22 protein-coding genes and 1 tRNA gene are annotated in these 20,822 nt (G+C 54.6%); 8 read left to right on the top strand and 15 right to left on the bottom strand.

The annotated features are described in order from the left end of the window. Window positions 1-7: 7 nt before the first annotated feature. From D0C27_RS01580 to D0C27_RS01530, 11 genes are all read right to left on the bottom strand, one after another. Window positions 8-811 (bottom strand): energy transducer TonB, encoded by an 804-nt coding sequence (locus D0C27_RS01580; protein ID WP_031231965.1) that lies wholly within the window; start codon window positions 809-811, stop codon window positions 8-10. A 221-nt stretch (window positions 812-1,032) separates the two neighbouring features. Beyond that, the gene (locus D0C27_RS01575) at window positions 1,033-2,130 is read right to left on the bottom strand and encodes a sulfate/molybdate ABC transporter ATP-binding protein (RefSeq protein ID WP_009461727.1); all 1,098 of its coding nucleotides are present in this window, start codon (window positions 2,128-2,130) and stop codon (window positions 1,033-1,035) included. Window positions 2,131-2,148: 18 nt separating this feature from the next. Continuing rightward, complete coding sequence (gene cysW / locus D0C27_RS01570) at window positions 2,149-3,036, bottom strand: sulfate ABC transporter permease subunit CysW (protein ID WP_009461726.1); 888 nt, start codon at window positions 3,034-3,036, stop codon at window positions 2,149-2,151. Next, window positions 3,033-3,947, bottom strand: coding sequence for a sulfate ABC transporter permease subunit CysT (gene cysT, locus D0C27_RS01565; protein WP_137430260.1), 915 nt, complete (start codon window positions 3,945-3,947; stop codon window positions 3,033-3,035). The genes cysW and cysT overlap by 4 nt, the downstream gene beginning before the upstream one ends. 25 nt (window positions 3,948-3,972) lie before the next feature. Then, window positions 3,973-4,992: a sulfate ABC transporter substrate-binding protein gene (locus D0C27_RS01560; RefSeq protein WP_137430259.1), complete on the bottom strand. Its 1,020-nt coding sequence runs from the start codon at window positions 4,990-4,992 to the stop codon at window positions 3,973-3,975. A 151-nt stretch (window positions 4,993-5,143) separates the two neighbouring features. Continuing rightward, window positions 5,144-5,731: a class I SAM-dependent methyltransferase gene (locus tag D0C27_RS01555; RefSeq protein WP_137430258.1), complete on the bottom strand. Its 588-nt coding sequence runs from the start codon at window positions 5,729-5,731 to the stop codon at window positions 5,144-5,146. A gap of 31 nt (window positions 5,732-5,762) precedes the next feature. Then, window positions 5,763-6,035, bottom strand: coding sequence for a hypothetical protein (locus D0C27_RS01550; RefSeq protein WP_083053408.1), 273 nt, complete (start codon window positions 6,033-6,035; stop codon window positions 5,763-5,765). Between the two features lie 214 nt (window positions 6,036-6,249). Then, window positions 6,250-7,161 carry an MBL fold metallo-hydrolase gene (locus tag D0C27_RS01545; RefSeq protein WP_205717082.1) on the bottom strand — a complete coding sequence of 304 codons (912 nt, stop codon included), beginning with the start codon at window positions 7,159-7,161 and terminating at the stop codon, window positions 6,250-6,252. 311 nt (window positions 7,162-7,472) lie between these two features. Beyond that, window positions 7,473-7,682, bottom strand: coding sequence for a cold-shock protein (locus tag D0C27_RS01540; protein ID WP_009461560.1), 210 nt, complete (start codon window positions 7,680-7,682; stop codon window positions 7,473-7,475). 396 nt (window positions 7,683-8,078) lie between these two features. Continuing rightward, a tRNA-Val gene (locus D0C27_RS01535) sits at window positions 8,079-8,154 on the bottom strand. 91 nt (window positions 8,155-8,245) lie between these two features. Then, entirely contained in the window at window positions 8,246-8,518 is a 273-nt protein-coding gene (locus tag D0C27_RS01530) for an HU family DNA-binding protein (RefSeq protein WP_003799450.1), read from the bottom strand. Window positions 8,519-9,092: 574 nt separating this feature from the next. Between D0C27_RS01530 and cobA the strand changes: the two genes are divergently transcribed. The 7 genes from cobA to nirJ are packed head-to-tail and all read left to right on the top strand — an operon-like array spanning window position 9,093 to window position 14,495. After that, on the top strand, window positions 9,093-9,875 hold the full coding sequence (gene cobA, locus D0C27_RS01525) for a uroporphyrinogen-III C-methyltransferase (RefSeq protein WP_137430256.1): 783 nt from the start codon (window positions 9,093-9,095) through the stop codon (window positions 9,873-9,875). Between the two features lie 50 nt (window positions 9,876-9,925). After that, window positions 9,926-10,249, top strand: a complete 324-nt coding sequence (locus tag D0C27_RS01520; RefSeq protein WP_238441784.1) for a c-type cytochrome — start codon at window positions 9,926-9,928, stop codon at window positions 10,247-10,249. Continuing rightward, entirely contained in the window at window positions 10,246-11,406 is a 1,161-nt protein-coding gene (locus D0C27_RS01515) for a cytochrome D1 domain-containing protein (protein ID WP_137430254.1), read from the top strand. Before D0C27_RS01520 ends, D0C27_RS01515 begins: the two co-directional genes overlap by 4 nt. Then, entirely contained in the window at window positions 11,396-12,382 is a 987-nt protein-coding gene (locus D0C27_RS01510) for a siroheme decarboxylase subunit beta (protein WP_137430253.1), read from the top strand. Before D0C27_RS01515 ends, D0C27_RS01510 begins: the two co-directional genes overlap by 11 nt. Further along, window positions 12,375-12,860, top strand: coding sequence for an Lrp/AsnC family transcriptional regulator (locus tag D0C27_RS01505; RefSeq protein ID WP_137430252.1), 486 nt, complete (start codon window positions 12,375-12,377; stop codon window positions 12,858-12,860). Before D0C27_RS01510 ends, D0C27_RS01505 begins: the two co-directional genes overlap by 8 nt. Window position 12,861: 1 nt before the next feature. Continuing rightward, complete coding sequence (locus D0C27_RS01500) at window positions 12,862-13,359, top strand: siroheme decarboxylase subunit beta (RefSeq protein WP_137430251.1); 498 nt, start codon at window positions 12,862-12,864, stop codon at window positions 13,357-13,359. A gap of 2 nt (window positions 13,360-13,361) precedes the next feature. Further along, entirely contained in the window at window positions 13,362-14,495 is a 1,134-nt protein-coding gene (gene nirJ / locus D0C27_RS01495) for a heme d1 biosynthesis radical SAM protein NirJ (protein ID WP_137430250.1), read from the top strand. A gap of 297 nt (window positions 14,496-14,792) precedes the next feature. On the opposite strand, the gene D0C27_RS01490 is transcribed toward nirJ, so the two are convergent. From D0C27_RS01490 to D0C27_RS01480, 3 genes are read right to left on the bottom strand one after another with little or no spacing between them, the layout of a single operon-like run. Beyond that, the gene (locus tag D0C27_RS01490) at window positions 14,793-15,773 is read right to left on the bottom strand and encodes a precorrin-2 dehydrogenase/sirohydrochlorin ferrochelatase family protein (RefSeq protein WP_137430249.1); all 981 of its coding nucleotides are present in this window, start codon (window positions 15,771-15,773) and stop codon (window positions 14,793-14,795) included. 48 nt (window positions 15,774-15,821) lie between these two features. Beyond that, on the bottom strand, window positions 15,822-16,166 hold the full coding sequence (locus D0C27_RS01485; RefSeq protein WP_026483439.1) for a c-type cytochrome: 345 nt from the start codon (window positions 16,164-16,166) through the stop codon (window positions 15,822-15,824). Window positions 16,167-16,179: 13 nt separating this feature from the next. Continuing rightward, on the bottom strand, window positions 16,180-17,739 hold the full coding sequence (locus D0C27_RS01480; RefSeq protein ID WP_235332508.1) for a nitrite reductase: 1,560 nt from the start codon (window positions 17,737-17,739) through the stop codon (window positions 16,180-16,182). Between the two features lie 319 nt (window positions 17,740-18,058). On the opposite strand from D0C27_RS01480, the gene D0C27_RS01475 reads away from it, so the two are divergent. Continuing rightward, complete coding sequence (locus tag D0C27_RS01475; RefSeq protein WP_115633816.1) at window positions 18,059-19,531, top strand: PLP-dependent aminotransferase family protein; 1,473 nt, start codon at window positions 18,059-18,061, stop codon at window positions 19,529-19,531. Between the two features lie 13 nt (window positions 19,532-19,544). On the opposite strand, the gene D0C27_RS01470 is transcribed toward D0C27_RS01475, so the two are convergent. Next, window positions 19,545-20,780, bottom strand: coding sequence for a cystathionine gamma-synthase family protein (locus tag D0C27_RS01470; protein ID WP_115633817.1), 1,236 nt, complete (start codon window positions 20,778-20,780; stop codon window positions 19,545-19,547). Window positions 20,781-20,822: the final 42 nt, after the last annotated feature.

The following is a 20,822-nucleotide window of genomic DNA, read 5'->3' as shown; positions in this document are numbered from 1 at the left end:
ATATATCCTAGTAAACAAAGTCGAAAGGAATATCGGCCATGGCACGATAGGCCACACCATTTTCCGTATACGGTTTGAAACGCGCTGTGCGTACTGCTTTCAGTGCCGACTCATCCAGACGTTCATAGCCTGAGGAGCTTTGCACTTTGGCTTCCAGCACGGTTCCTTGGGTTGAAATCACTACACGAACCACCACGCGGCCCTGCTCACGACGGCGCTCGGAAGCCCGGGGGTACACCGGCACAGGACGACGTCCCAAATAATCTACACGACCAATCAGCTTGGGCCGATCACCATCCGTAGAACGGGCGGCAGTTTGGGAGGACGTATTGTCCGTAGCTGGACCTGCTTGAGCGGCAGGAGCGGCTGGTTGAGCAGGCTGCGGTGTTTCTGCCGGTGGGACCTCGGGCTTGGGCTGTGGCTTGGGCTTGGGTTTCGGCTTGGGTTTTGGTTTGGGCTTGGGCGGCTCGGGAATCGGAGGTTTTTCCACGATAGGCTCTGGCTCGGGTTCCGGCTCAACAACCGGTTCTGGCTCAGGCTCGGGGTCCGGTTCCACCTCGGGTTCGGGCTCAGGTTCCGGCTCGGCCACCACCTCTTCAGGAGGGGCACTGACCTGCTCTTGCTGAACCGGGGACTCCGACACTTCCACCAAAGTCACCCCAACAACATCCATGGGGGCGGGTTCACCCACAATCTTGGGGGTTTCCGTCCACAAGATGGTAGCCACGACACCCACGTGCAATCCCAGTGCCAATGCCAAACCAGTTGCCTTCAAGGCCAGCATCGAGCGATTATTCTTTTGAGAAGCAATTCCGGTCATAATCCGTTCTACACATTCTGCAACCCGCATGGACCATGACGGGACCGGACAGGATGCCCAGTGAAGTATCGAATCTTAACAGAAACAGGAATGATTCTCAATACTAAATTCCTGTAATATTTCCTGCTCCAATCCGCCCTGCAAAAAACCTCCAGATACTAACGCAGACAGGCTGACCTAGGGTCAGCCTGTTGCGAATAATTTGCAAAAAATCAGGACAATCGCGCTTCGGTTTGAGACTCGATAGGGAAAGCGCTGAACTTGCGTGGCAAGGCCAAAGCCCGCTCACCCGGCCGCAAGCCCAGCTGCGACCAACGCTGATGATCGAACTCGGCTTCCCAAGCACGCTCGCCCTCGTTCAAGGCCAGTTCAACCCGTACTGTCGCCCCCAAGGGAATAATGCGCTGCACGGCCACGACGATGCCCTGGCCATCCAATTGACGCTGTAAATCCAGGTCATGCGGGCGCACATAGCCTACTGCTTCCCCCTGACCCGCATCCTGAGCATTCAAGGCCTGATTGGACTCGAATTGTCCCAACTGAGGATCAGCCACAAAGCGTCCGTGCTGGAACTGACCCGGCAAGCGATTCGCCGCCCCCAGGAACTCATACACAAAAGGACTGGCAGGGTGGTTATAGACATCCTGCGGGGCGCCTTCCTGCTCAACCCGGCCTTTATTGAGCACCACAATACGATCAGCCACTTCAATGGCCTCTTCCTGGTCGTGCGTCACAAACAAGGTACTGATATGGAGGTCATCATGCAGACGACGCAGCCAGGAACGCAGTTCCTTGCGCACCTTGGCATCCAAGGCACCAAAAGGCTCGTCCAACAGCAAGACACCCGGTTCCACCGCCAAGGCACGTGCCAGAGCAATACGCTGCCGCTGGCCACCCGACAAGGCCGCCGGGTAGCGATCGGCCAGCCAATCCAGCTGCACCAGCTCCAACAGCTCGTGCACACGCTGACGAATCTGGGCTTCGGGCAAGCGCTGCTTGCGTGGCTTGATGCGCAGACCAAAGGCGACGTTTTCAAACACCGTCATATGGCGGAACAAGGCATAGTGCTGGAACACAAAACCCACCTGGCGATCACGCGTGCCCACAGCAGCCACATCCTTGCCGTTGATCAGCACCTGACCCGCATCCGCATGTTCCAGGCCAGCCACGATACGCAGCAAGGTCGTCTTGCCGCAGCCCGACGGCCCCAGCAAAGCCACCAGCTCGCCCGCTGGGAAATCCAATGTCACATCACCCAGTGCCGTAAACGCACCAAACTGTTTAGATAGATGACGAACTTCGATACTCATAATGAACTCCGAATGCGATCATCCACGATGACCGTCTTGAACCATTTTGCGCTCGGCCCACAATTTAAGCGCCAACGTCAGTAAAGCCAAGACCGCCAGCACCGAAGCCGCCGCAAAAGCGCCCACCGTGTGATAGTCGTTGTACTCAATCTCTACATGCAAAGGCAAGGTGTTGGTCTGGCCTCGTATATGGCCCGAGAGCACCGACACCGCCCCAAATTCGCCCATGGCACGGGCATTGCACAGAATCACGCCATACAGCAGGCCCCACTTGATCTTGGGCAGAGTCACCCGCCAGAACATCTGCCTGCCATTTGCCCCCAGCACCCGCGCAGCCTGCTCTTCCTCGCTGCCCTGCATTTGCATCAGCGGAATCAGCTCACGCGCCACAAAGGGGAAAGTGACAAACAAAGTCGCCAAAACCAAACCGGGCAAGGCAAATACGATACGAATGTTATTAGCGTCCAGCCAATCCCAAAATGGGCCTTGGCGACCAAAAATCAGTAAAAACATCAAACCGGCAATGACAGGTGATACCGAGAACGGCAGGTCGATCAGCGTCGTCAGAATGCTTTTTCCACGAAACTCAAAACGCGCAATCGCCCAGGAGGCGGCCAGACCAAACGCGATATTCAAAGGCACAGCAATCACGGCAACCAGAACTGTCAGGCTGGCGGCATGCAAGGTATCACTCTCGCTCAAGGCGGACAGATACGGCATGATGCCCCGGCTAAAAGCCGTCATGAAGACCAGGATCAAAGGCAGGAGCAAGAACAGCACAAAGAACAGCAAGGCAATGCCAATCAATAGGGCTTTGACGGCCGGACCTTCATCCTGCGCCGCCCGCAAGCGCGCAGTATGTACCGGCACCGCCTGCACAGAGGAATCCATCGTCAGGCTGCTCATCGTGCGCCCTCCAAAGTCAAAGGCGCTGCCACCTTGGCTGCCTTGCCACTAGCTTGGCCCGAATGACGCGACTGCAAGTACCACTGCAAGCGATTGATCGCCAGCAAGATAATGAAGGACAGCACCATCATCAAAACGGCCAGCGCCGAGGCTCCGGCATAGTCAAACTGCTCCAGCTTGATCACGATCAGCAAGGGTGTAATTTCCGAAACCATAGGGACATTACCGGCAATGAAAATCACGGAACCGTACTCACCCACCGCACGGGCAAAAGCCAGCGCTACGCCCGTCAAGCAGGCGGGCAAGATAGCGGGGAGAATCACCTTGGTGACCGTCTGGAAGCGATCGGCCCCCAGGCAAGCACTGACCTCCTCCTGCTCCTGTTCCAGCTCTTCCAGAACCGGCTGCACGGTACGCACAACAAAGGGCAGTCCAATAAAAACCAGGGCGATCAGCACACCCCAAGGGGTAAAGGCAATCTGCCCAACATAAGGTTCAGCCCAGGAACCGATCCAGCCCGTGGGCGCATAAATCGCCGCCAAGGAAATGCCGGCCACCGACGTTGGCAAGGCAAAGGGCAGATCAATCAAGGCATCCACAATGCGACGACCGGGAAAGCGGTAACGCACCAAAACCCAGGCCAGAATCAAGCCAAATACACCATTGATCAACGCCGCCAAAGCGGCCATCCCAAAGGTTAATTTCAAGGAAGCCAAGACGCGCGCAGCACTGACGGTTTCCCAAAAGGCCGACCAACCCATGGAGGTGGTCTTGAGCAAAACAGCAGACAAGGGGATCAGAACAATCAGGCTCAAATAGCTGATGGACAAACCCATGGTCAAGCCAAAGCCTGGCAAAGCCCGCTGCTTGAGAGCAGCGGGCAGAAATCCCCAAAGACGAGCCTGTGACATCGAACGGTCCTCGGTGATAGTGGGGTTACTTGCTCAAGTAGATGCTGTCGAACACGCCACCATCCGCAAAGTGCTTGGCCTGAACCTGAGTCCAACCGCCCAGCTCATCGTCAACCTTGTACAGTTTCAACGCCGGGAACTGATCGCGGTACTTGGCGGCCACCGACTCCAGGCGAGGACGGTAAAAATGACGGGCGGCAATTTCCTGACCTTCCGGGCTATACAGATATTCCAGATAGGCCTGAGCCACTTTTTCCGTGCCATGCTTGGCGGCATTGGCATCTACCAGCGCCACGGGCGGCTCGGCCAGAATGCTGCTGGAAGGCACCACAATATCGAAGCGATCGGGCCCCAGATCCTTGACGGACAAGAGCGCCTCGTTCTCCCAAGCAATCAATACATCGCCAATGCCCCGCTCCACAAAGGTTGTGGTCGATCCACGCGCACCGGAATCCAGCACGCTGACGTTGCGATACAGCTTGGCCACAAAGTCACGGGCCTGCGCTTCATCCCCATTGCCTTGCTTCAAGGCGTACAACCAGGCCGCCAGATAGTTCCAACGTGCCCCCGCCGAAGTTTTAGGATTGGGCGTAACCACCTTTACATCAGAGCGAATCAAGTCGCTCCAGTCGTGAATCCCCTTGGGATTACCCTTGCGCACCAGCAAGACAATCGTGGAGGTGTAAGGCGTACTGTTGTCCGGCAGGCGAGCCTGCCAGCCCTTGTCCAGCAAACCGGACTGAGCGATCTGATCAATATCGGATGAAATACCCAGCGTCACCACATCAGCGGGCACGCCATCAATCACGGTACGGGCCTGCTTGCTGGAACCACCGTGGGAACTACGGATGACTACACTGTCACCCGTTTGCTCTTTGTAATGCGCCTGGAAAGCCTTGTTGAATTCAGCGTACAGTTCACGCGTTGGGTCATACGAAACATTCAGAATGCTGACCTCGGCTGCAACAGCCGTTGCCGCCGCCAGCACCAACGCCAGCAAAGCCCCTGCCCGAACGCCCTTCCACTTCTGTTGAATCCGCTTCATTTCCCATCCCCTAGAAACCATTTCCAAGCAATGAGAACGAGTCTAGCAAGGGTGTTACACCCGGCTAAATACCGATTCTTTGGTTAGATATAGCGGGGAGATGGAGGGGACCGAAACGGCTGCCAGATCCAGGATGCTCAGAGTACGGGAATCAGCCTGGCAACTGCCCTTTTTCCAACACCAGCTCCCACATCGCTTTTTGCTTTATATATTTGTGCGACGTCATGTGCTGGACAGAAATCCGGCGCCATTCGGCCCCAAATAACTGCGCTACGCTGGCCTGATCAAAGAAACGTTTGCAATTGCCTTGGTCACGATAGAAGTTGGCTTCAATCAACTCGCCCTGCCCGGCACCGAAATTCACATCCTCGGTGGAGTTCAGACGACATAAAAACAAGGCACCAGGCCGCAAGCTATTCCAGATTCTGCGCACAATGGCCTGGGTTTCATCCCATGGAAAATAATGCAGGGACAAGCTGGCTAGGACCAGCTCAAGATTATTCGCCGCCTCCGGCCAGGGACCTCGCGTATCCCTGCACTCAATCAAAGCCTCGGGAGCGCGCTGCTGCGCGATTGCCACACATTCGGATGAGAGGTCAAAAGCCATCACCTTCAATCCTGCCTGGGTCAAGGTCAACGTATCGTCACCAAAACCACAGCCTATCTCCAGTACCGGCGAAGAAATTTCACGTTGAGCGATCAAGGGTAACCAGCGATCAAGCCAAGGGTCCGAATACATAAACACGTTTCTCGTACAACAAGGGGAAAAATCAGGTCGCTGGGACGTCAAGGTCACGGACCAGTAAAGTCAGGACAATCGCCGCCAACAGGCACTCGCCTACATTGAACCAAAGGTGCCAAGGCTTGGACTTGTCACTATTGCCCAATGCGTAACGTATCCCTCTGTAATTGATCCAGCCCAGGCACACGACCAGCACAGGCCACAAGATCCATAGCGGCGGGAAAAACAAAAGAAACATAAAGGCCAGCCATGCCAGAATCAAAGTGGCAAGAGGAGACAGGCAAGAGAGTAGTTTGCTCATGAAGACCCGAGGACCGCATATCGACAAGGTGTAGTGTTACCTGAATAGCCACTACGCTCAAGACGGGGCCGCTGTTGCTATTATCGCTGCCTTGCCTGTGCTTTGCCTTTGCCTGGCAGCAGTTCAAACGGGAGAGGCATGACAAATTGCAGGAATAAGCCTGTGTCGCCACTCCCCGTATTTCAGCTTCTCACGCGGAACGCTCGAATCAAGATTATCGGCGTGGCACCTGCATCAGTTCCTTGCCCGCCTCGTCATAGACAAGGACCGCCTTGTCTTCAACCGTAAACTCCATCAAGTCACGACCAGCCACAACCGGACCTTGATAAGTAGTGCGTGTACGCTCCAGCAGGACTTGCTCGGGGATAGTGGCACCACCCTCAGGCGAATAAAACACGATGTGCGTATAGACTCCCAGCCTTGGCTTGCTCTCTGAAAAGACCTGCCCAACCTGCTCCGGCGTCGCAAAATGCTTGAGCGTTTCATTCAAGATGGGACGGACTTTCAAAAAGGCCGGATCAATCAAGGCCACGGAATGTACAAACACATCTGCATTGGCGGCAGCAGCAATCAAGCGCTTGTCATACATCGCATCCCCGGAGATCGCTACCTTCTTGTCGTCGTACTCCACAATAAAGCCGAAAGCGGGAATTAGCTCACCACCGTGATCAACCTCCACCGCCGTCACGGTCACCCCATTCTTGCTGTAGACCACCCCGCCCTTTTCAAACTCCTGGGTCACAAAGGTCACACCCTCCATCGGCAGACCCTGATCCTCAACACGGATACGAATATCTTCGTCATAGGCTTTGGGCAGGTAATCCGTCATGGTCTTGCTTCCCTTGGGGCCATAGATCTGCAAAGGCAATGTCCGGCCTGGCCAGGGTCGGCCAAACCAGCCCGTCAGCCATAAGTCCGGCAAACCTACGGTGTGATCCGAGTGCAAGTGCGTGAAGAAATGTGCAGTAATGGAATTGGGCGCAACGCCTTTCTGAAACAGCCGCGTCGCCACCCCGCGACCCGTATCAAACAATAGGGTTTCTTCGCCCGCCTGCACCAACGTTGCCGGGCCTGCTCGATCTGCATAGGGCGCAGGTGTACCCGTTCCCAATAGAGTCACCTTCATACTGCCAGCCTGACTTACCGACGCGGCCCCCAGCAAAAGACCGACGCACAACGTCTTTATCAGCATTCTCATTTCCCCTCTCCTTATTATTGAAGCCTAAACTACTTAGGCATTCATATGTTATTACATGCAATTTCCTATGCAGCTAGGTATTTCCCTAGGGCACCTTCATACCATACATGCGAGCAGTGGACAGAAGCACAATATGTCCACCTGGAGGGGATACATAAATGAAAAAGCCGAACCCAATATTTCAAAGGGTTCGGCTTTATCGACCGACGCTACACTTGCCTAGACAGGCAAGCAGGGGGTCAAACGATTTGGATCTGGGTAGCGCAAGGGCCTTTTTGACCAACGCCAGCAACGAAGGAAACGCGTTGGTTCTCCTCCAGAGATTTAAACCCAGAACCCTGAATTTCACTGTGGTGCGCGAAGAGGTCTTTACCGCCACTCTCCGGCATGATGAAGCCGAAGCCTTTTTCGTTATTGAACCACTTCACAATACCAATTTCTGTTTTCAATGTATGTCCTAATTAATCAGGGGAAAAATGTCCCTGGACACACTATGGACGCTATCCGCATATATAGATAGCACCGTTACAAACTAAGCTGCTGCTCACTGACATTCATGCAGCAACCGCCTCTGCACCTTAAGGTCAACACGCCAAGTTCCACGCTGGTTCGCCTGCCTCATCTGATGGACGCTTGCAGCGCCTCACGAGCAGGGATTACGTGGCTACGCCGTTCCGGCAAGCGACTTACCAATGCTTACATGGTTTCAGTATGCTTATATCGCAGCACAAGGGCCCGAACCTGATAGAGCAGCGTTAGTATGGATTGACCTGAAACACAAACCAAACAGACACAAAAAAAGCACTTAGTTTTACCTAAGTGCTTGATTCGACTAGCAAAAGAAATGGTGGGTGCTGAGGGGTTCGAACCCCCGACCTACGCCTTGTAAGGGCGCCGCTCTACCAGCTGAGCTAAGCACCCATTTCTGTGATGCCGTTCTTCTTGTGAAGAAAAAGAATTATAGGACCAAAGAATTCTTTTTGCAAGTCTTTTGCGTAAATTAATTTAAAAATTAATTCACAGCGTCTTTCAGAGCCTTACCCGGACGGAACTTGGGCACGTTTGCGCCTTCGATCTCGATGGTTTCACCGGTACGTGGGTTACGACCCGAACGGGCAGCGCGTTCCGACACAGCGAAGGTGCCAAAACCAACCAGAGTAACCGTATCTTTTTCTTTCAGCGTGGTGGTCACGGCATCGATAAACGCATCCAGTGCACGACCAGCGTCAGCTTTGGACAGATCGGCTTTGGTGGAAATGAATTCGATAAGCTCGGTTTTATTCATTGAGAAAATACCCCTGAAAATTATTTTACGGGCCCCCAGCGGGAACCAGTTTGTGGCGGTCAGACTTAATAGTGACAAACGACAGGGCAAGCAAGCACTACCGTCTGTCATCGCTACCGGGCGCACAAGTGCCCCGGTTGGCTACCGCGTATTAAGCCTTCGTTTAATACCCGTGTCAAGCAAAAAAACCCCTGTAACCCGCATCATTGCTCACTGTTGATACAAGTTGCAGGACTTTCCCTATTTTGCATCGAGAAACTTAACAGGCTGCCTCAAATATGTTATTTGGGCTTTGAAACCCCAAAAAATTAGCTGGCTGATACTGCGTTTTTGAACATTTCTTCAAGCACTTACGCACGTCCATCAGCGACTCTGCGGGCCGTCGCTCGCATAAATTTCCTTATATGCCTCGCACTTAGCCCCACCCTACCTTCTTGTCTGAGAGCCAGAAGCTTCCTTTCTGCACCCCTCTCCTGAACACCAACCATGCCCATATCGAAGCGGCCTGCCCTCCTACAATTTTCTGCATTGTTTGACTGTCTTTCGGTACTTGCTACCGTCAAGGAGCGCAGCGATGCACGGCAAGGTTTATTTGGTTGGGGCGGGACCTGGCGACCCTGAACTTCTCACACTACGCGCTTTATACCTGCTGCAACATGCAGATGCGGTGGTCTATGACCGTCTGGTCAGCCGCGCCATCATGAGCTGCATCAATCCTGAGGCCACCTTGCATGACGTCGGTAAAGTTGCCGCGTGCAAGCCCAGCATGCAGGACGATATCAACAACACGCTCTTGTCGCTGAGCCGAACCCATCAACACGTTGTCCGCTTGAAAGGCGGTGATCCCTTTATTTTTGGCCGTGGAGGCGAAGAGCAGCTGTATCTGCAACAACATGGAGTCCAGGTTGAAGTCGTGCCCGGGATTACAGCGGCTACAGGCTGTGCAGCTTCTCTAGGCATTCCCTTGACCCATCGCGGGCTGGCCAGCAGTGTGCGCTTTATCACCGGGCACCTGCGCGACAACCAAGGACTGGAATTGAACTGGGCCTCCTTGTCTGATCCCACCTGTACGCTGGTGTTCTACATGGCCATGGCCAATTGCAGCCATATTGCCCAGGCCTTGATTCAACATGGGCGCAGCCCGCATACGCCTATCGCCTTGGCACAAGATGCCACGCTTAAAAGCCAGCGCTGGGGCTTAGGTACTTTGCAAACACTTCCACAGCTTGCGCAAACCTTCAGTCCCCCAGCCTTGTTGATTATCGGCCAGGTGGTGCAGTTGCATCCGGATTACCCGCAACCCGCCTCAAACACGCAAAATGCCCTCGCCTGCGAACCCTCCTGGGCCGTGATGTGAAAGGTTTGCACTTCCCTTTGAAGCCCAGTGGCAGGCAGTTTCTGGCCAACATGTGGCTAGCTGTGCTGCTCTCCCTTCTTTGGCCACAACAAGCCGCTGCTGATGAAACCGCTTTGACACCGGAGCGGCAAGCCTCTTTACGAACGCTGCTTCATCAAGAATGCGGCTCATGTCATGGCTTGCTCCTGAAAGGAGGCTTGGGGCCTGCTTTAACAGCTAACGCCTTGCGAGACCAAAGCGCACAGCAGATCGCCCTGACGATCATGCAGGGGCGTCCCGGAACAGCCATGCCTGCCTGGAACCGCTTCTTGCAGCCAGCAGAAAGTCTCTGGCTGGCTCATTTTCTTCTCCATGAATCGGATGCAGCACCATGAAAGCACTGATGACTTTAGGCCTGCTTGTCGCTTTAAGCGGCTGTGCCAACCCACTACGCGGCACGAATGACCTGGGGCTGGTTGTAGAGCGTGTGACAGGCAGTGTGGCTGTCGTTGAAACCAGTCATCGTAGCCGCTTGGCGCGAATTGAAGGTTTGGGTGATCTGTCCCACGCCCATATCACCTACTCACGTGACGGGCGTTATGGCTATGTCTTTGGGCGGGACGGTGGCCTGAGCAAAGTGGACCTGCTTCAACAAGTTCTAGTCCATCGCATCATTCAGTCCGGCAATGCCATAGGTGGCGCCATCTCCCAGGATGGCAAGCTGATTGTGGTGCAAAACTACGAACCGGGTGGCATCAAGGTTTTTGATGCGGACACCCTGGCCCTGATCAGTGAAGTTCCGTCTTACTACGCCCCCAACAAACGCGCCAAAGTGGTTGGTCTGGCTGACTTACCCAATCAGCAATTCGCCTACTCCTTGTTCGAGGCAGGCGAAATCTGGCTAACCGATTTATCCGACCCCTCACGCCCCACAACACGGCGTTTTGCAGCGGGTCGTCAGCCCTACGATGCCATGGTCACCCCAGATGGGAGGTACTACATTGCCGGACTGTTTGGCGAGGATGCCCTGGCCATGCTGGATTTGTGGAATCCTGAAAATGGAGTCCAAAAAATCTTGCAAGGCTATGGCCGGGGAGAGACCGCCCTGCCCGTCTACAAAATGCCGCATCTACGGGGCTGGTCCTTGGCTGGCCAGGACTTGTTTTTACCGGCCATTGGACGCCATGAGGTTCTGGTCGCCAGCACCGTGAACTGGCAAGAGAAAACTCGCATTCCGGTTCATGGACAACCCGTTTTTGTCATGGCTCAGCCCGATGGCCGTCAGGTCTGGGTGAACTTCGCTTTTCCAGACAACGACAAGGTACAGGTAATTGATGTCGCCACCCTGGAAGTGGTTCAAACCTTGGACGTAGGCAAAGCCGTTCTCCACATGGAATTCACCCCTAGGGGTGAGGCTGTCTGGATTTCAGCGCGAGACGACAACAAGGTCAGTGTGTACGACACCCACAATTTCAAGCGTCTGGACAGCCTGGATATTCAGCACCCGAGTGGAGTGTTTTTTACGCATCGGAGTGGTCGCATTGGTTTCTGATCTTTCCCCTTCTGCCTTTCAACTATTGAACGCCTGGCAACATGGCTTCCCCTTGGAACCCCGACCATTCCGCAAGCTGGGACTGCTTTTGGGGCTTAGCGAACAAGCCGTGATGGACTACCTGCAACGCTGGCAAGACCAAGGCATCATCAGCCGTATCGGGCCAGTACTGAACCCTGCCTGTATGAGCAGCACTTTGGTGGGCATGCATGTGCCCGCCAAGGATCTGAACACGGTTGCAGACTGGATCAGTGCCCTGCCCGCCGTGAACCACAACTACGAGCGCGAACACACCATTAATCTCTGGTTTGTGCTGACCTGTGCGAATGAACAAGAACGGCAGGCAGCCTTGGAGCACATCGCTGAACATACTGGCTTGTTGCCCTTGTCCTTGCCCATGATCCGGGCCTATCACATTGACCTGGGGTTTAGCCTTGTCCCACATACCAAGAGCACCAGCCCCTTGTCGCCCAGCAAGGGGCTGCCCGCATTAGGCAGTACTGAACGCAAACTGCTGGAGTGTTCTTTGCAAGGTTTGAAGATTCAAGCCGACCCCTTCAAGCCTTGGGCAGAGCAAGTACAGATCAGCGAGAAACAAGTGCTGCAACAGCTACGCGGCTTTCTGGAACAAGGCATATTCCGGCGATTTGGCGTGGTCCTGCGCCATCGAAAACTGGGCTACCAAGCCAATGCCATGTGTGTCTGGACGGTAGACAAGCATCGCATTGATGCCCTAGGCGAGGAGCTGGCCAGGCAAGACGGCATCACGCTGTGCTATCAGCGGCAGCCCTGCCCGCCACATTGGAATCACAATCTGTTTTGCATGATTCATGGCAAAAACCGTCAGGACGTACTGACACACCATGCGGAGTTGAATAATCGTTTTGACTTGGGTCAGCTCCCGCAGGAAGTGTTGTTCTCCACTCGCTGCTTCAAACAACGAGGCGCACTACTTAGCCCGTCTCATCATGACTGATCATCACACCCCACCATTGCATGCGCCGGTTGAACTGGACAACACCGATCGCCACATTCTGAATCGCCTGCAAGATGGTTTCCCCATCTGCTCCCGCCCCTTTGCACAGTTGGCACCTGATTTTGCCTTGAGCGAGTCTGCCTTGATTGCTCGTGTCCAGCACTTGCGCCAATCCGGGATATTGACCCGCTTTGGGCCCCTCTTTCAGATCGAGGCTTTAGGCGGTGCTTATTGCCTGGTCGCTATGGCCGTACCGGAAAAACGCTGGGACAGTACCGTCATAGCCGTCAACCGCCATCCTGAAGTCGCTCACAACTACCGGCGCGCCCATGCCTTGAATATGTGGTTTGTACTGGCTACGGCGACACCGCAAGACATCGAATCCTGCCTGAAGACAATCGAAGCTGAAACCGGCCTACCCGTCTTTGCTTTTCCCAAAGAGCAGGAATACGCCCTAAGCCTGAAACTGGAACTTTGATATGGTGCATTTGAATCCTGCCTATACCGCACTGATCCATGCCTCGCAGCGGGGTTTGGCGATAGAGCCACAGCCCTACCTAAAACTGGCGCAAGAGTTGGGCGTATCCGAAGCTTATGTCATGAAGCAGTTTCAAACCATGCTGGACCAAGGCTTGATACGGCGCATTGCAGCCATCCCCAATCACTATGCTCTGGGCTACGTGGCCAATGGCATGTGCGTCTGGAATATCACGGACGACAAGCTGGACCTAGTCGGTACATGGCTAGGCTCGCAAGCCGGAGTCAGCCACTGCTATCGTCGTCCGCGTTGTCTACCCCAGTGGCCGTACAACCTGTTCGCCATGCTGCATGGCAAGGACCATGACACGGTACGTGCCCAGGCACAGAGCATCAGCCTGCAAATATCGCAGCGCTTTCCTGGCGTCCTGCACGATCACGATATTTTGTTTTCCACGGCCATTCTTAAAAAGACCGGCCTGCGTCTACGGAGGCCTTGAGCATGTTCCGGATATCCCGTTTTGTTGCTGCCCTGCACTCTCCTGTTGCGCCGACACGCGTCAGCAAGGCCCCTGTGGTGATCTGGAATCTGATACGTCGTTGCAATCTGCATTGCAGCCACTGCTACTCTGCCTCTACCAACAAGGACTTCCCTGGCGAGCTGAGCTACGAACAAGTCTGCACTGTCATGGATGACCTGCATCAATTCGGTGTACGCGCCCTGATCCTGTCCGGCGGCGAACCCTTGCTGCGCCCAGATATTTACGACTTGGGCCGACGCGCGAAAGCATTGGGCATGTACGTAGGACTATCGTCCAACGGCACCTTGATAACTGAGCAAAATATTGATCAGATTGCCGACTGCGGCTTTGACTACGTAGGCATCTCCCTGGACGGTTTGCAGGCCCGCCATGACCGAATTCGTGGAGAGGACGGAGCCTACGCGGCCTCCTTGCACGGCTTGAGACTATGCCGTGAAAAACAGTTGAAAGTAGGCCTGCGCTTTACCCTGACTCAAGAAAATGCAGTTGATCTAAATGGCCTGCTGGCTGTGATGGAGCAGGAACAAATCGACCGCTTTTATCTCTCTCATTTGAACTATGCAGGTCGGGGTTTGGGCAACCGCGCCCTGGCCAGTCACCACGCCGTCACCCGGCAGGCTATGGAGCAGCTTTTCACAACCTGCATGACCTATCAAAAAGCCGGCAAACCCAAAGAGTTCACCTCGGGCAACAACGATGCTGACGGTGTTTTCTTTCTGCACTGGGTGCGACGGCATTACCCCGACCAAGCTCCCAAAATTCTGACTATGTTGCGCCAATGGGGAGGCAATTCCTCCGGCCAAGGAATTGCGAACATCGATAACCGTGGCAATGTTCATCCCGACACCATGTGGTGGCATTACAGCCTTGGAAACGTGTTGCAACGGCCTTTCTCGGAGATTTGGTCCAACCATCAAGATCCCTTGCTGACAGGGCTGCGGCAACGACCCAGGCCTGTACAGGGACGCTGTGCTAGCTGTGCCTACCTGGATATCTGCAATGGCAATACGCGCACTCGGGCAGAAAAAAGCACAGGCAATGTGTGGGCAGAAGATCCGGGATGCTATCTCAACGATCAGGAAATCACTGTCTGAAGACTTTCCAAACGATTAGCTAGAGCTTTTTTACTCAGCCACAGTTCTGGAACTACGGCTCCCCCCCCCTGCCTTCTAAAGCCTCAACACAACACTCAGCGCCCCAATAGAATCAGGTGAACTGCTGTGGGGAAACACGTACAGAATCAAGACACCACAGGCGGCAAGCACCAGACTAAACAGACCTGAATCGAAAGGCCAAAAAAAGTGAGGCAAGCGATCTTGCCTCACTCAAGCACAACAACACTTCACTTAGTTCTTCATCACACAGTTCACCTAAGCAAGCTGATAGCGCACCTAGGCCAGCTCACAGATCAAGCCTTGCTGCTGCAACAGCTCAACCAAAGGCTGTACATCCCACGATGACTTCCAGGCAATCACGATGCGCTCGCCTGGCACCCAGGACTGGCACAGGGGTGCCCAGAAATCACGATTCAACAAGGTGTCTTGCAAGACCACCCCCGCCTGATCCAAGGCCATCAAACGGGCATCACGACGTGCCTTCTCCAAAATCGCAGGCAAAATCAGTGGCAGGTACAAGACCCAATCTGCCTGGTTCAATTTGCGCAAGGCGCGCAGCGTCAGCAAGTCCACTGCCTCCAAGTCGGCGATAGGCAAAATGGTGACCTGAATATGCTGCTGAGGGGTTTCTGTCCTCAAGGCAGCATCAAAGGCTGCCAGCGCTTCCGTAGCCTTGCCTTGCGCCAGGAGATCGGGGATAGGACTATCTAGTACGTAATCAAAGAAATGACGACGGGTATGTACCTCGGGGAAAGCCTGTTTGATATCGGCTCGGCGGCGAGCCAGCAAACCGGCCAAGTCCCCTACTGACTCAGGCAGCTCGCTTTCTATCCACTCCCGAACACGCCGCGCCAGTACAGGAGCTGAACCTGCAGAGGAGACCGCAATCATCAAGGGCGAACGGTCGACCATGGCAGGGACTTGTACGGTAGACAGATGCCCATCGTCGACCACATTACAGGGCAGACGCAAGGCGTCGGCTGCCTGAGCCACGATGCGATTTATCTCGCGCCGTCCAGTTGCTGCAATAACCAGCCAGGCCTCGTGGATATGCTCGGCAACAAAGGAGGTAAACAAGCTGCTTAAAGCACCCGCCTGAGCACTGGCCCTCAACCAGGAGGTTTGCTCCGGTGCGACGACGGTGACTCGCGCGCCAGCACGCAGCAAGAGCCGAACTTTACGCTCCGCAACCGTCCCGCCACCTACGACGACAACCGCCTTACCGGTCAGATTGAAGAACAAGGGAAACACATTCATTGCACGACATCCTTAAGGCGCCAGCAGACACTGGCGCCCGGTTCACACTTACTTCAGGCTGGAAAAGTAGGCAGCCAGTTCATTCACCATTTCCGGGCTGAGAGGCTCGGCCATGGGGCTCATGATGGGATCGTTGCGCTCTCGCGATTTGAACTGCTGTAGCTGCTTGACCAGATACTCCACCTTCTGCCCTGCCAGGTTGGGATACATACCTTCCGTGCTGACACCTTCCAGCCCATGGCAGGACGCGCACAAAGGCAGCATGGACGATGCCTGGGCCGATAGTTGCGACTGCCCATGCGAGCCTTGTAAACCCACTGGTTTGTCCGCTGCCAAAGCGACACTGGAACCCAAGAGGCCCACAAGAGCCATACCCATAAAAAGCTTTTTCATGACGTTCCTTTGCTTAGAATTTTTGGGTTTCAGGCTGACCAATGGTGAGCCAACGGGTACGGGCACGCGAGAAAATGCCCGATGGGCTTTCCATCTTGTGTTCAGCTACCAGCTCCAGACTGCGGCTGTCGTAAATCTTCAAGCGATCCCCCCAGTAACCCGAACTGACGTAGAGGTAATCGCCCGTGCGGTTGTAGTTGGGGAAGAAGGCATGACCACCCACGTCCAAAGTCTTCACCACGGACAAGGTGTTTTTATCGATCAGCTGAATCCAGGAAGCGCGCTTGTCCTTGTCGATAATGTCCACCGCCACATACGGGGCATTAGGATGGGCGGCGGGGGATTCGGTGGCTCCGGCAACGGGAATCTGCTTCACCACAGAGAAGTCTTTGACATCCCAGGCAGTAACCACGGAGCCTAACTTGCAGGTGCCCATATTGGTGCCGAAGGCCAGCATGCGGCCGTTCACTTCCGTGACAGCACCCGAGCCTGCGTGGGGCTGACAGCCAGCCGGAATGTCACGTACCACCTTGTCGTCCTTCAGGTCGATGGCCACGTACTTGTTGTCGTCGTAAGAAGCCACCATGGAATAGCGACCATCCGGCGTCAGGAAGGTGTCGTGCAACATGCGGCCGACCTTGGCCAGTTTGGTGACCGGCATATCCGGCTTGTCTGGATCAATAATCCAGATCTGCCCGGCTTGGCGCAGTGTCAATGCAAACTTGTTATTGATACGACTACCAATAATCGGACCACCGGCGGATTTGATGAAATTGCCGTCCGGGTCCTCGCCCTCCAGAGCGATATATTTCACTGGTTCCAGGGTGTCGGCCTTCAGGATAACCATGCTGTTGGGTACGAAGGAACTCAGTGCCAGCCACTTGCCATCTTTGGATAAGGCAATACCCGTACCAGTCAGCCCCACCTTGGCCTGACGAACAATCTGCAAGGTGTACAAGTCGATTTTGTAGACGTGGCCATCATCACTTTTCAGGTATCCCCAGCGCTCGTGGCTAGGGCTGAATTCCATGATGTGTGGCGCGCCAACCGTGGCAATTTCACCCACCTTCTGGTTGTTCTTGCCATTGATGAAAACAGCACGAGCCTGATTGGAACCATCGCCCCGCCCATAACGCCCGCGGGCCATGATGACCATCAAGTCGTAGACGGAATCGATCTCGTAATTGGGTTTGCCGGGCAAGGTGGATTCGTCTACCAGCACTTTCACGCTGGCACGTATCTGATCCATATCCCAAGTGCGTTCCACCACGGGCTCGTTCTTGATCATCTTGGCCAATGCGCGAATATCCTCGTCGGGCAAGCGTCCGACAAAAGGTGGCATCAAGGTATCCGGAATCCCGGTCATGATGGTGCCGCGCAAGGCAATCTCACTTTGAACCAGGCGATCACTGTGCAGGCCCGGAGCGATATACCCTCCCCGGTCGGCTGCGTGACACACCGCACAGTTTTGCTGAAACAAGTTGTCTACCCGAACTTGCTCTTCCGTCGGGGCCGCCAAAGCCGCGCTGACGGTGGTAGACAGGAAGGCCAGGGTCATCATTTTTCTATACATTCCATTACCTCCAACAATTGCCTTGCTAAAGGGCAAGACCAAACAAACTATAACGATTGTTATTTTTTACTGAGAAGGTATGGATACGGATTAAATAATGGGGATGGTTTTTTTATATCGTAATTACGAGATATTAAATACTCTTACCTAGATAAAAACATCCATGACAAGGAGCCAGTTGGCAGATCAAGAAGCCGGATAAATTTATCACGAACGAATATTCATTTTGACCTAACTCAAGTTAAAACTAGAGGCTGCTGCCTATAGTGGCCCGGCCTGGCTCGCCCTTGATGGTTTTGATTATTTTTCCGGTCCCGCCATGTTTTCTTTACCGATTACGCTTTCCCATACTCATAGCCCACCGTATAAACGACAAATTGCACGTCAAATCGAAACCCTGATCTGTTCGGGACGTTTGCAAGAAGGCAATCGCCTGCCTTCAATCAACCGAATGGCGTCTCTGCTGCAGGTTTCCAAAAATACGATCATGGGTGCCTATGATTTGCTGATCGACTCCAATCTGATTCATAGCGAACCTAGCCGGGGATTCTTTGTGGCTACACCTACCCGCAATGGTCGCAGTCGCCTGGCACCGGATTTTGTGCTGGAGACGGCCCACTGTTCACGCAGCCCACGTACCAGCACGGCACAGGCCAGCGGCGTGCATGTGCCTGCTGCCAGCGTGCCCGTTCGTTTTGATTTCAAGATTGGACGCCCCTCGGTCCATGCTTTTCCGCTGCGACAGTTCATTTATTTGTCCAACCAGTTGCTGCGTTACGCAGGCTCTGCCATGGCAGACTATCCACCGCCTGAAGGTCTATGGGGTTTGCGGCTGCAAATTGCGGATTATCTGGCGGCCAGCAAGGGCATATTGGCTGACCCGGAGCACATCATCATCACTGCAGGAACACAAGAGTCCTTGAGTCTGATCGCAGCTCATTTCCTGGACGAAAAAAGCTCTGCAGTGCATGAGTCGCCCGGCTACAACGGCTTCAGACATTTGCTGGCGCGGCACCGCGCACAAAGTATTCCCGTGCCTGTGGACCAGCACGGCTTGCGCACAGACAAACTGCCCGACAAGGCTGTTCAGTTGGCTTTCGTCACGCCCTCCCATCAGTACCCTTTGGGGCACACCTTGACGGTAAGTCGCAGACAGGAGCTACTGGCTTGGGCCAGTACCAGTGGCGCTTTGATTATTGAGGACGATTACGACGGGGACTTCTGTTATGGCCCGGCCTTGCCCGCGCCACTCAAGGCCATGAGCCCCGGGCAGGTGATTTATCTGGGTTCGTTTTCCAAAACCTTGGGCCCTGGTTTGCGCTTGGGCTATATGGTCTGTCCTCCCCACCTGAGCCAGGATTTTATTGCTCGCAAGGCCTTGCTCAACAACGGGTCACCCTGGCTAACACAAGCCGTGTTGGCACGTTTTTTTGATGAGTATGACTATCCACGGCACCTGCAATACTTGCGCCGCCGCTATCTGGAGCAACGCAATACGCTGCTGCAGGGACTGAAAAAAGTGTGGGGGAATACGGGCGTAGTCAGCGGACACAATGCTGGCATGCATCTGGCTTTTTGCCTGCCACAACAAAGCCCAAATGCCCACCACGTTGCCGCTGCGGCACTGCGCCATGGCATACGGCTCTACCCTTTGGCCCAGGCCGCCAGCCAGGAAACAGACAGCACGAATCCACGCCATCTGCTGTTTGGCTATGCGAATCTGGAATGCAGGGAATTGCAACAAGCAATGCAGCATCTAGCCCTGATACAGCCCAGGATGAACCATGGCTAGATGTGCGAAGAGCTTAGGACTGGGCCAGCGCCTGATCAAAGTCCGAGGTCAGATCGATAATCTCTTCAATACCTACGGAGATACGCAACTGATTGTCGGCAATGCCCATCAGAGCGCGCTGCTCAGCGCCCATCTCGTAGTAGATGGTGTGGGCCACGGGCAGCACCAGACTGCGGTTGTCACCCAAGTGCGTAGCCAGTACAAAGACCTTCAGGCGATTCAGGAAGTCGAAGATTTCAATGCCCTCTTCCAGCACTACGCTCATCAGGCCACCGAAGCGATTGCCGAACAATTGAGCCGTACGCTCGTGCTGCGGGTGATCTTCCAGGCCGGGATACTGCACGTGCTTGACCTTGGGATGCGCTTTCAAATGGCGCGCCAAGGCCAGGGCGTTGGAACAGATACGCTCCATACGCAAAGGCAAGGTTTCCGAACCGACAGCCAGGCGGTGAGCCACGTCAGACGACAAGGTGCCGCCCATATCGCGCAAGCCCTTTTTCCGAATCTGTACCAAACCCCAATTCTGCGTATTGCCCGTGCGGTAGACCTCGGCAATATTGGGGTAGGTCGTCCAGTCAAACAGGCCGGTATCCGTCACCATGCCACCCAAGGCATTACCGTGACCACCAATGTGTTTGGACAGGGAATTGACCACCAGAGAGGCCTTGAACTCACGGCCGGGCGACAGGTAAGGCGAGGACAAGGTGGCATCGACCACATACAACAGCCCCTCGTCCTGACACCATTGCCCCACCCCTTGCAGATCAGCTACCTGTGTACCGGGATTGGCAATGGTCTCAACAAAGACCATGCGGGTATTGGGCTGCCGTGCGGCTTGCACTTGGGCCAGATCGGTTGCATCCACCAGCGTGGTTTGTACACCCAGGTCGCGCAAAGTCCCCAGCAAGCTATTGGTATTACCGAACAGGAATTTGCTGGCAATCAGATGATCGCCCTGGCGCAGCAAGGTAAACAAGGTTGCTGTCAGCGCCGCCATACCTGTGGCAAAACTGACGCTGCCTATGCCTTTTTCCATGCGTGTAATCTTGGCTTCCAACGCCGCCGTGGTGGGCGTACCTTGACGGGAATAGGTAAAGCCGGACTTGCCCTGAAAGACCGCAGCCAGCTCACGCGCATCCTGAAAACCGAACTCGGTCGATGGGTGCAATGGCTGATGGATAGCGCCATGCTGCGTGCCCAAGCGACGGTCAGAGTGCAAGGTAGAGGTAATAAAGCCGTTTTCTTCCATGATCGTTTCCAAGCCCATAATGCGTGTACACACCGTCAGCGC

This window comes from Alcaligenes faecalis (genome assembly GCF_005311025.1).
Classification (GTDB): domain Bacteria; phylum Pseudomonadota; class Gammaproteobacteria; order Burkholderiales; family Burkholderiaceae_B; genus Alcaligenes; species Alcaligenes phenolicus.
Note: the sequence above shows the minus strand (reverse complement) of the source record. Positions and strands in the feature narration are given on the sequence as shown.

What these genes read in the sequence shown, in the direction of transcription:
- D0C27_RS01575 (WP_009461727.1), bottom strand. Translation starts at nt 2,130, where the DNA reads ATGAGTATCGAAGTTCGTCATCTATCTAAACAGTTTGGTGCGTTTACG.
- cysW (WP_009461726.1), bottom strand. Translation starts at nt 3,036, where the DNA reads ATGAGCAGCCTGACGATGGATTCCTCTGTGCAGGCGGTGCCGGTACAT.
- cysT (WP_137430260.1), bottom strand. Translation starts at nt 3,947, where the DNA reads ATGTCACAGGCTCGTCTTTGGGGATTTCTGCCCGCTGCTCTCAAGCAG.
- D0C27_RS01560 (WP_137430259.1), bottom strand. Translation starts at nt 4,992, where the DNA reads ATGAAGCGGATTCAACAGAAGTGGAAGGGCGTTCGGGCAGGGGCTTTG.
- D0C27_RS01555 (WP_137430258.1), bottom strand. Translation starts at nt 5,731, where the DNA reads ATGTATTCGGACCCTTGGCTTGATCGCTGGTTACCCTTGATCGCTCAA.
- D0C27_RS01550 (WP_083053408.1), bottom strand. Translation starts at nt 6,035, where the DNA reads ATGAGCAAACTACTCTCTTGCCTGTCTCCTCTTGCCACTTTGATTCTG.
- D0C27_RS01545 (WP_205717082.1), bottom strand. Translation starts at nt 7,161, where the DNA reads ATGAAGGTGACTCTATTGGGAACGGGTACACCTGCGCCCTATGCAGAT.
- D0C27_RS01530 (WP_003799450.1), bottom strand. Translation starts at nt 8,518, where the DNA reads ATGAATAAAACCGAGCTTATCGAATTCATTTCCACCAAAGCCGATCTG.
- cobA (WP_137430256.1), top strand. Translation starts at nt 9,093, where the DNA reads ATGCACGGCAAGGTTTATTTGGTTGGGGCGGGACCTGGCGACCCTGAA.
- D0C27_RS01520 (WP_238441784.1), top strand. Translation starts at nt 9,926, where the DNA reads ATGTGGCTAGCTGTGCTGCTCTCCCTTCTTTGGCCACAACAAGCCGCT.
- D0C27_RS01515 (WP_137430254.1), top strand. Translation starts at nt 10,246, where the DNA reads ATGAAAGCACTGATGACTTTAGGCCTGCTTGTCGCTTTAAGCGGCTGT.
- D0C27_RS01505 (WP_137430252.1), top strand. Translation starts at nt 12,375, where the DNA reads ATGACTGATCATCACACCCCACCATTGCATGCGCCGGTTGAACTGGAC.
- D0C27_RS01500 (WP_137430251.1), top strand. Translation starts at nt 12,862, where the DNA reads ATGGTGCATTTGAATCCTGCCTATACCGCACTGATCCATGCCTCGCAG.
- nirJ (WP_137430250.1), top strand. Translation starts at nt 13,362, where the DNA reads ATGTTCCGGATATCCCGTTTTGTTGCTGCCCTGCACTCTCCTGTTGCG.
- D0C27_RS01490 (WP_137430249.1), bottom strand. Translation starts at nt 15,773, where the DNA reads ATGAATGTGTTTCCCTTGTTCTTCAATCTGACCGGTAAGGCGGTTGTC.
- D0C27_RS01485 (WP_026483439.1), bottom strand. Translation starts at nt 16,166, where the DNA reads ATGAAAAAGCTTTTTATGGGTATGGCTCTTGTGGGCCTCTTGGGTTCC.
- D0C27_RS01480 (WP_235332508.1), bottom strand. Translation starts at nt 17,739, where the DNA reads ATGTATAGAAAAATGATGACCCTGGCCTTCCTGTCTACCACCGTCAGC.
- D0C27_RS01475 (WP_115633816.1), top strand. Translation starts at nt 18,059, where the DNA reads ATGTTTTCTTTACCGATTACGCTTTCCCATACTCATAGCCCACCGTAT.
- D0C27_RS01470 (WP_115633817.1), bottom strand. Translation starts at nt 20,780, where the DNA reads ATGGAAGAAAACGGCTTTATTACCTCTACCTTGCACTCTGACCGTCGC.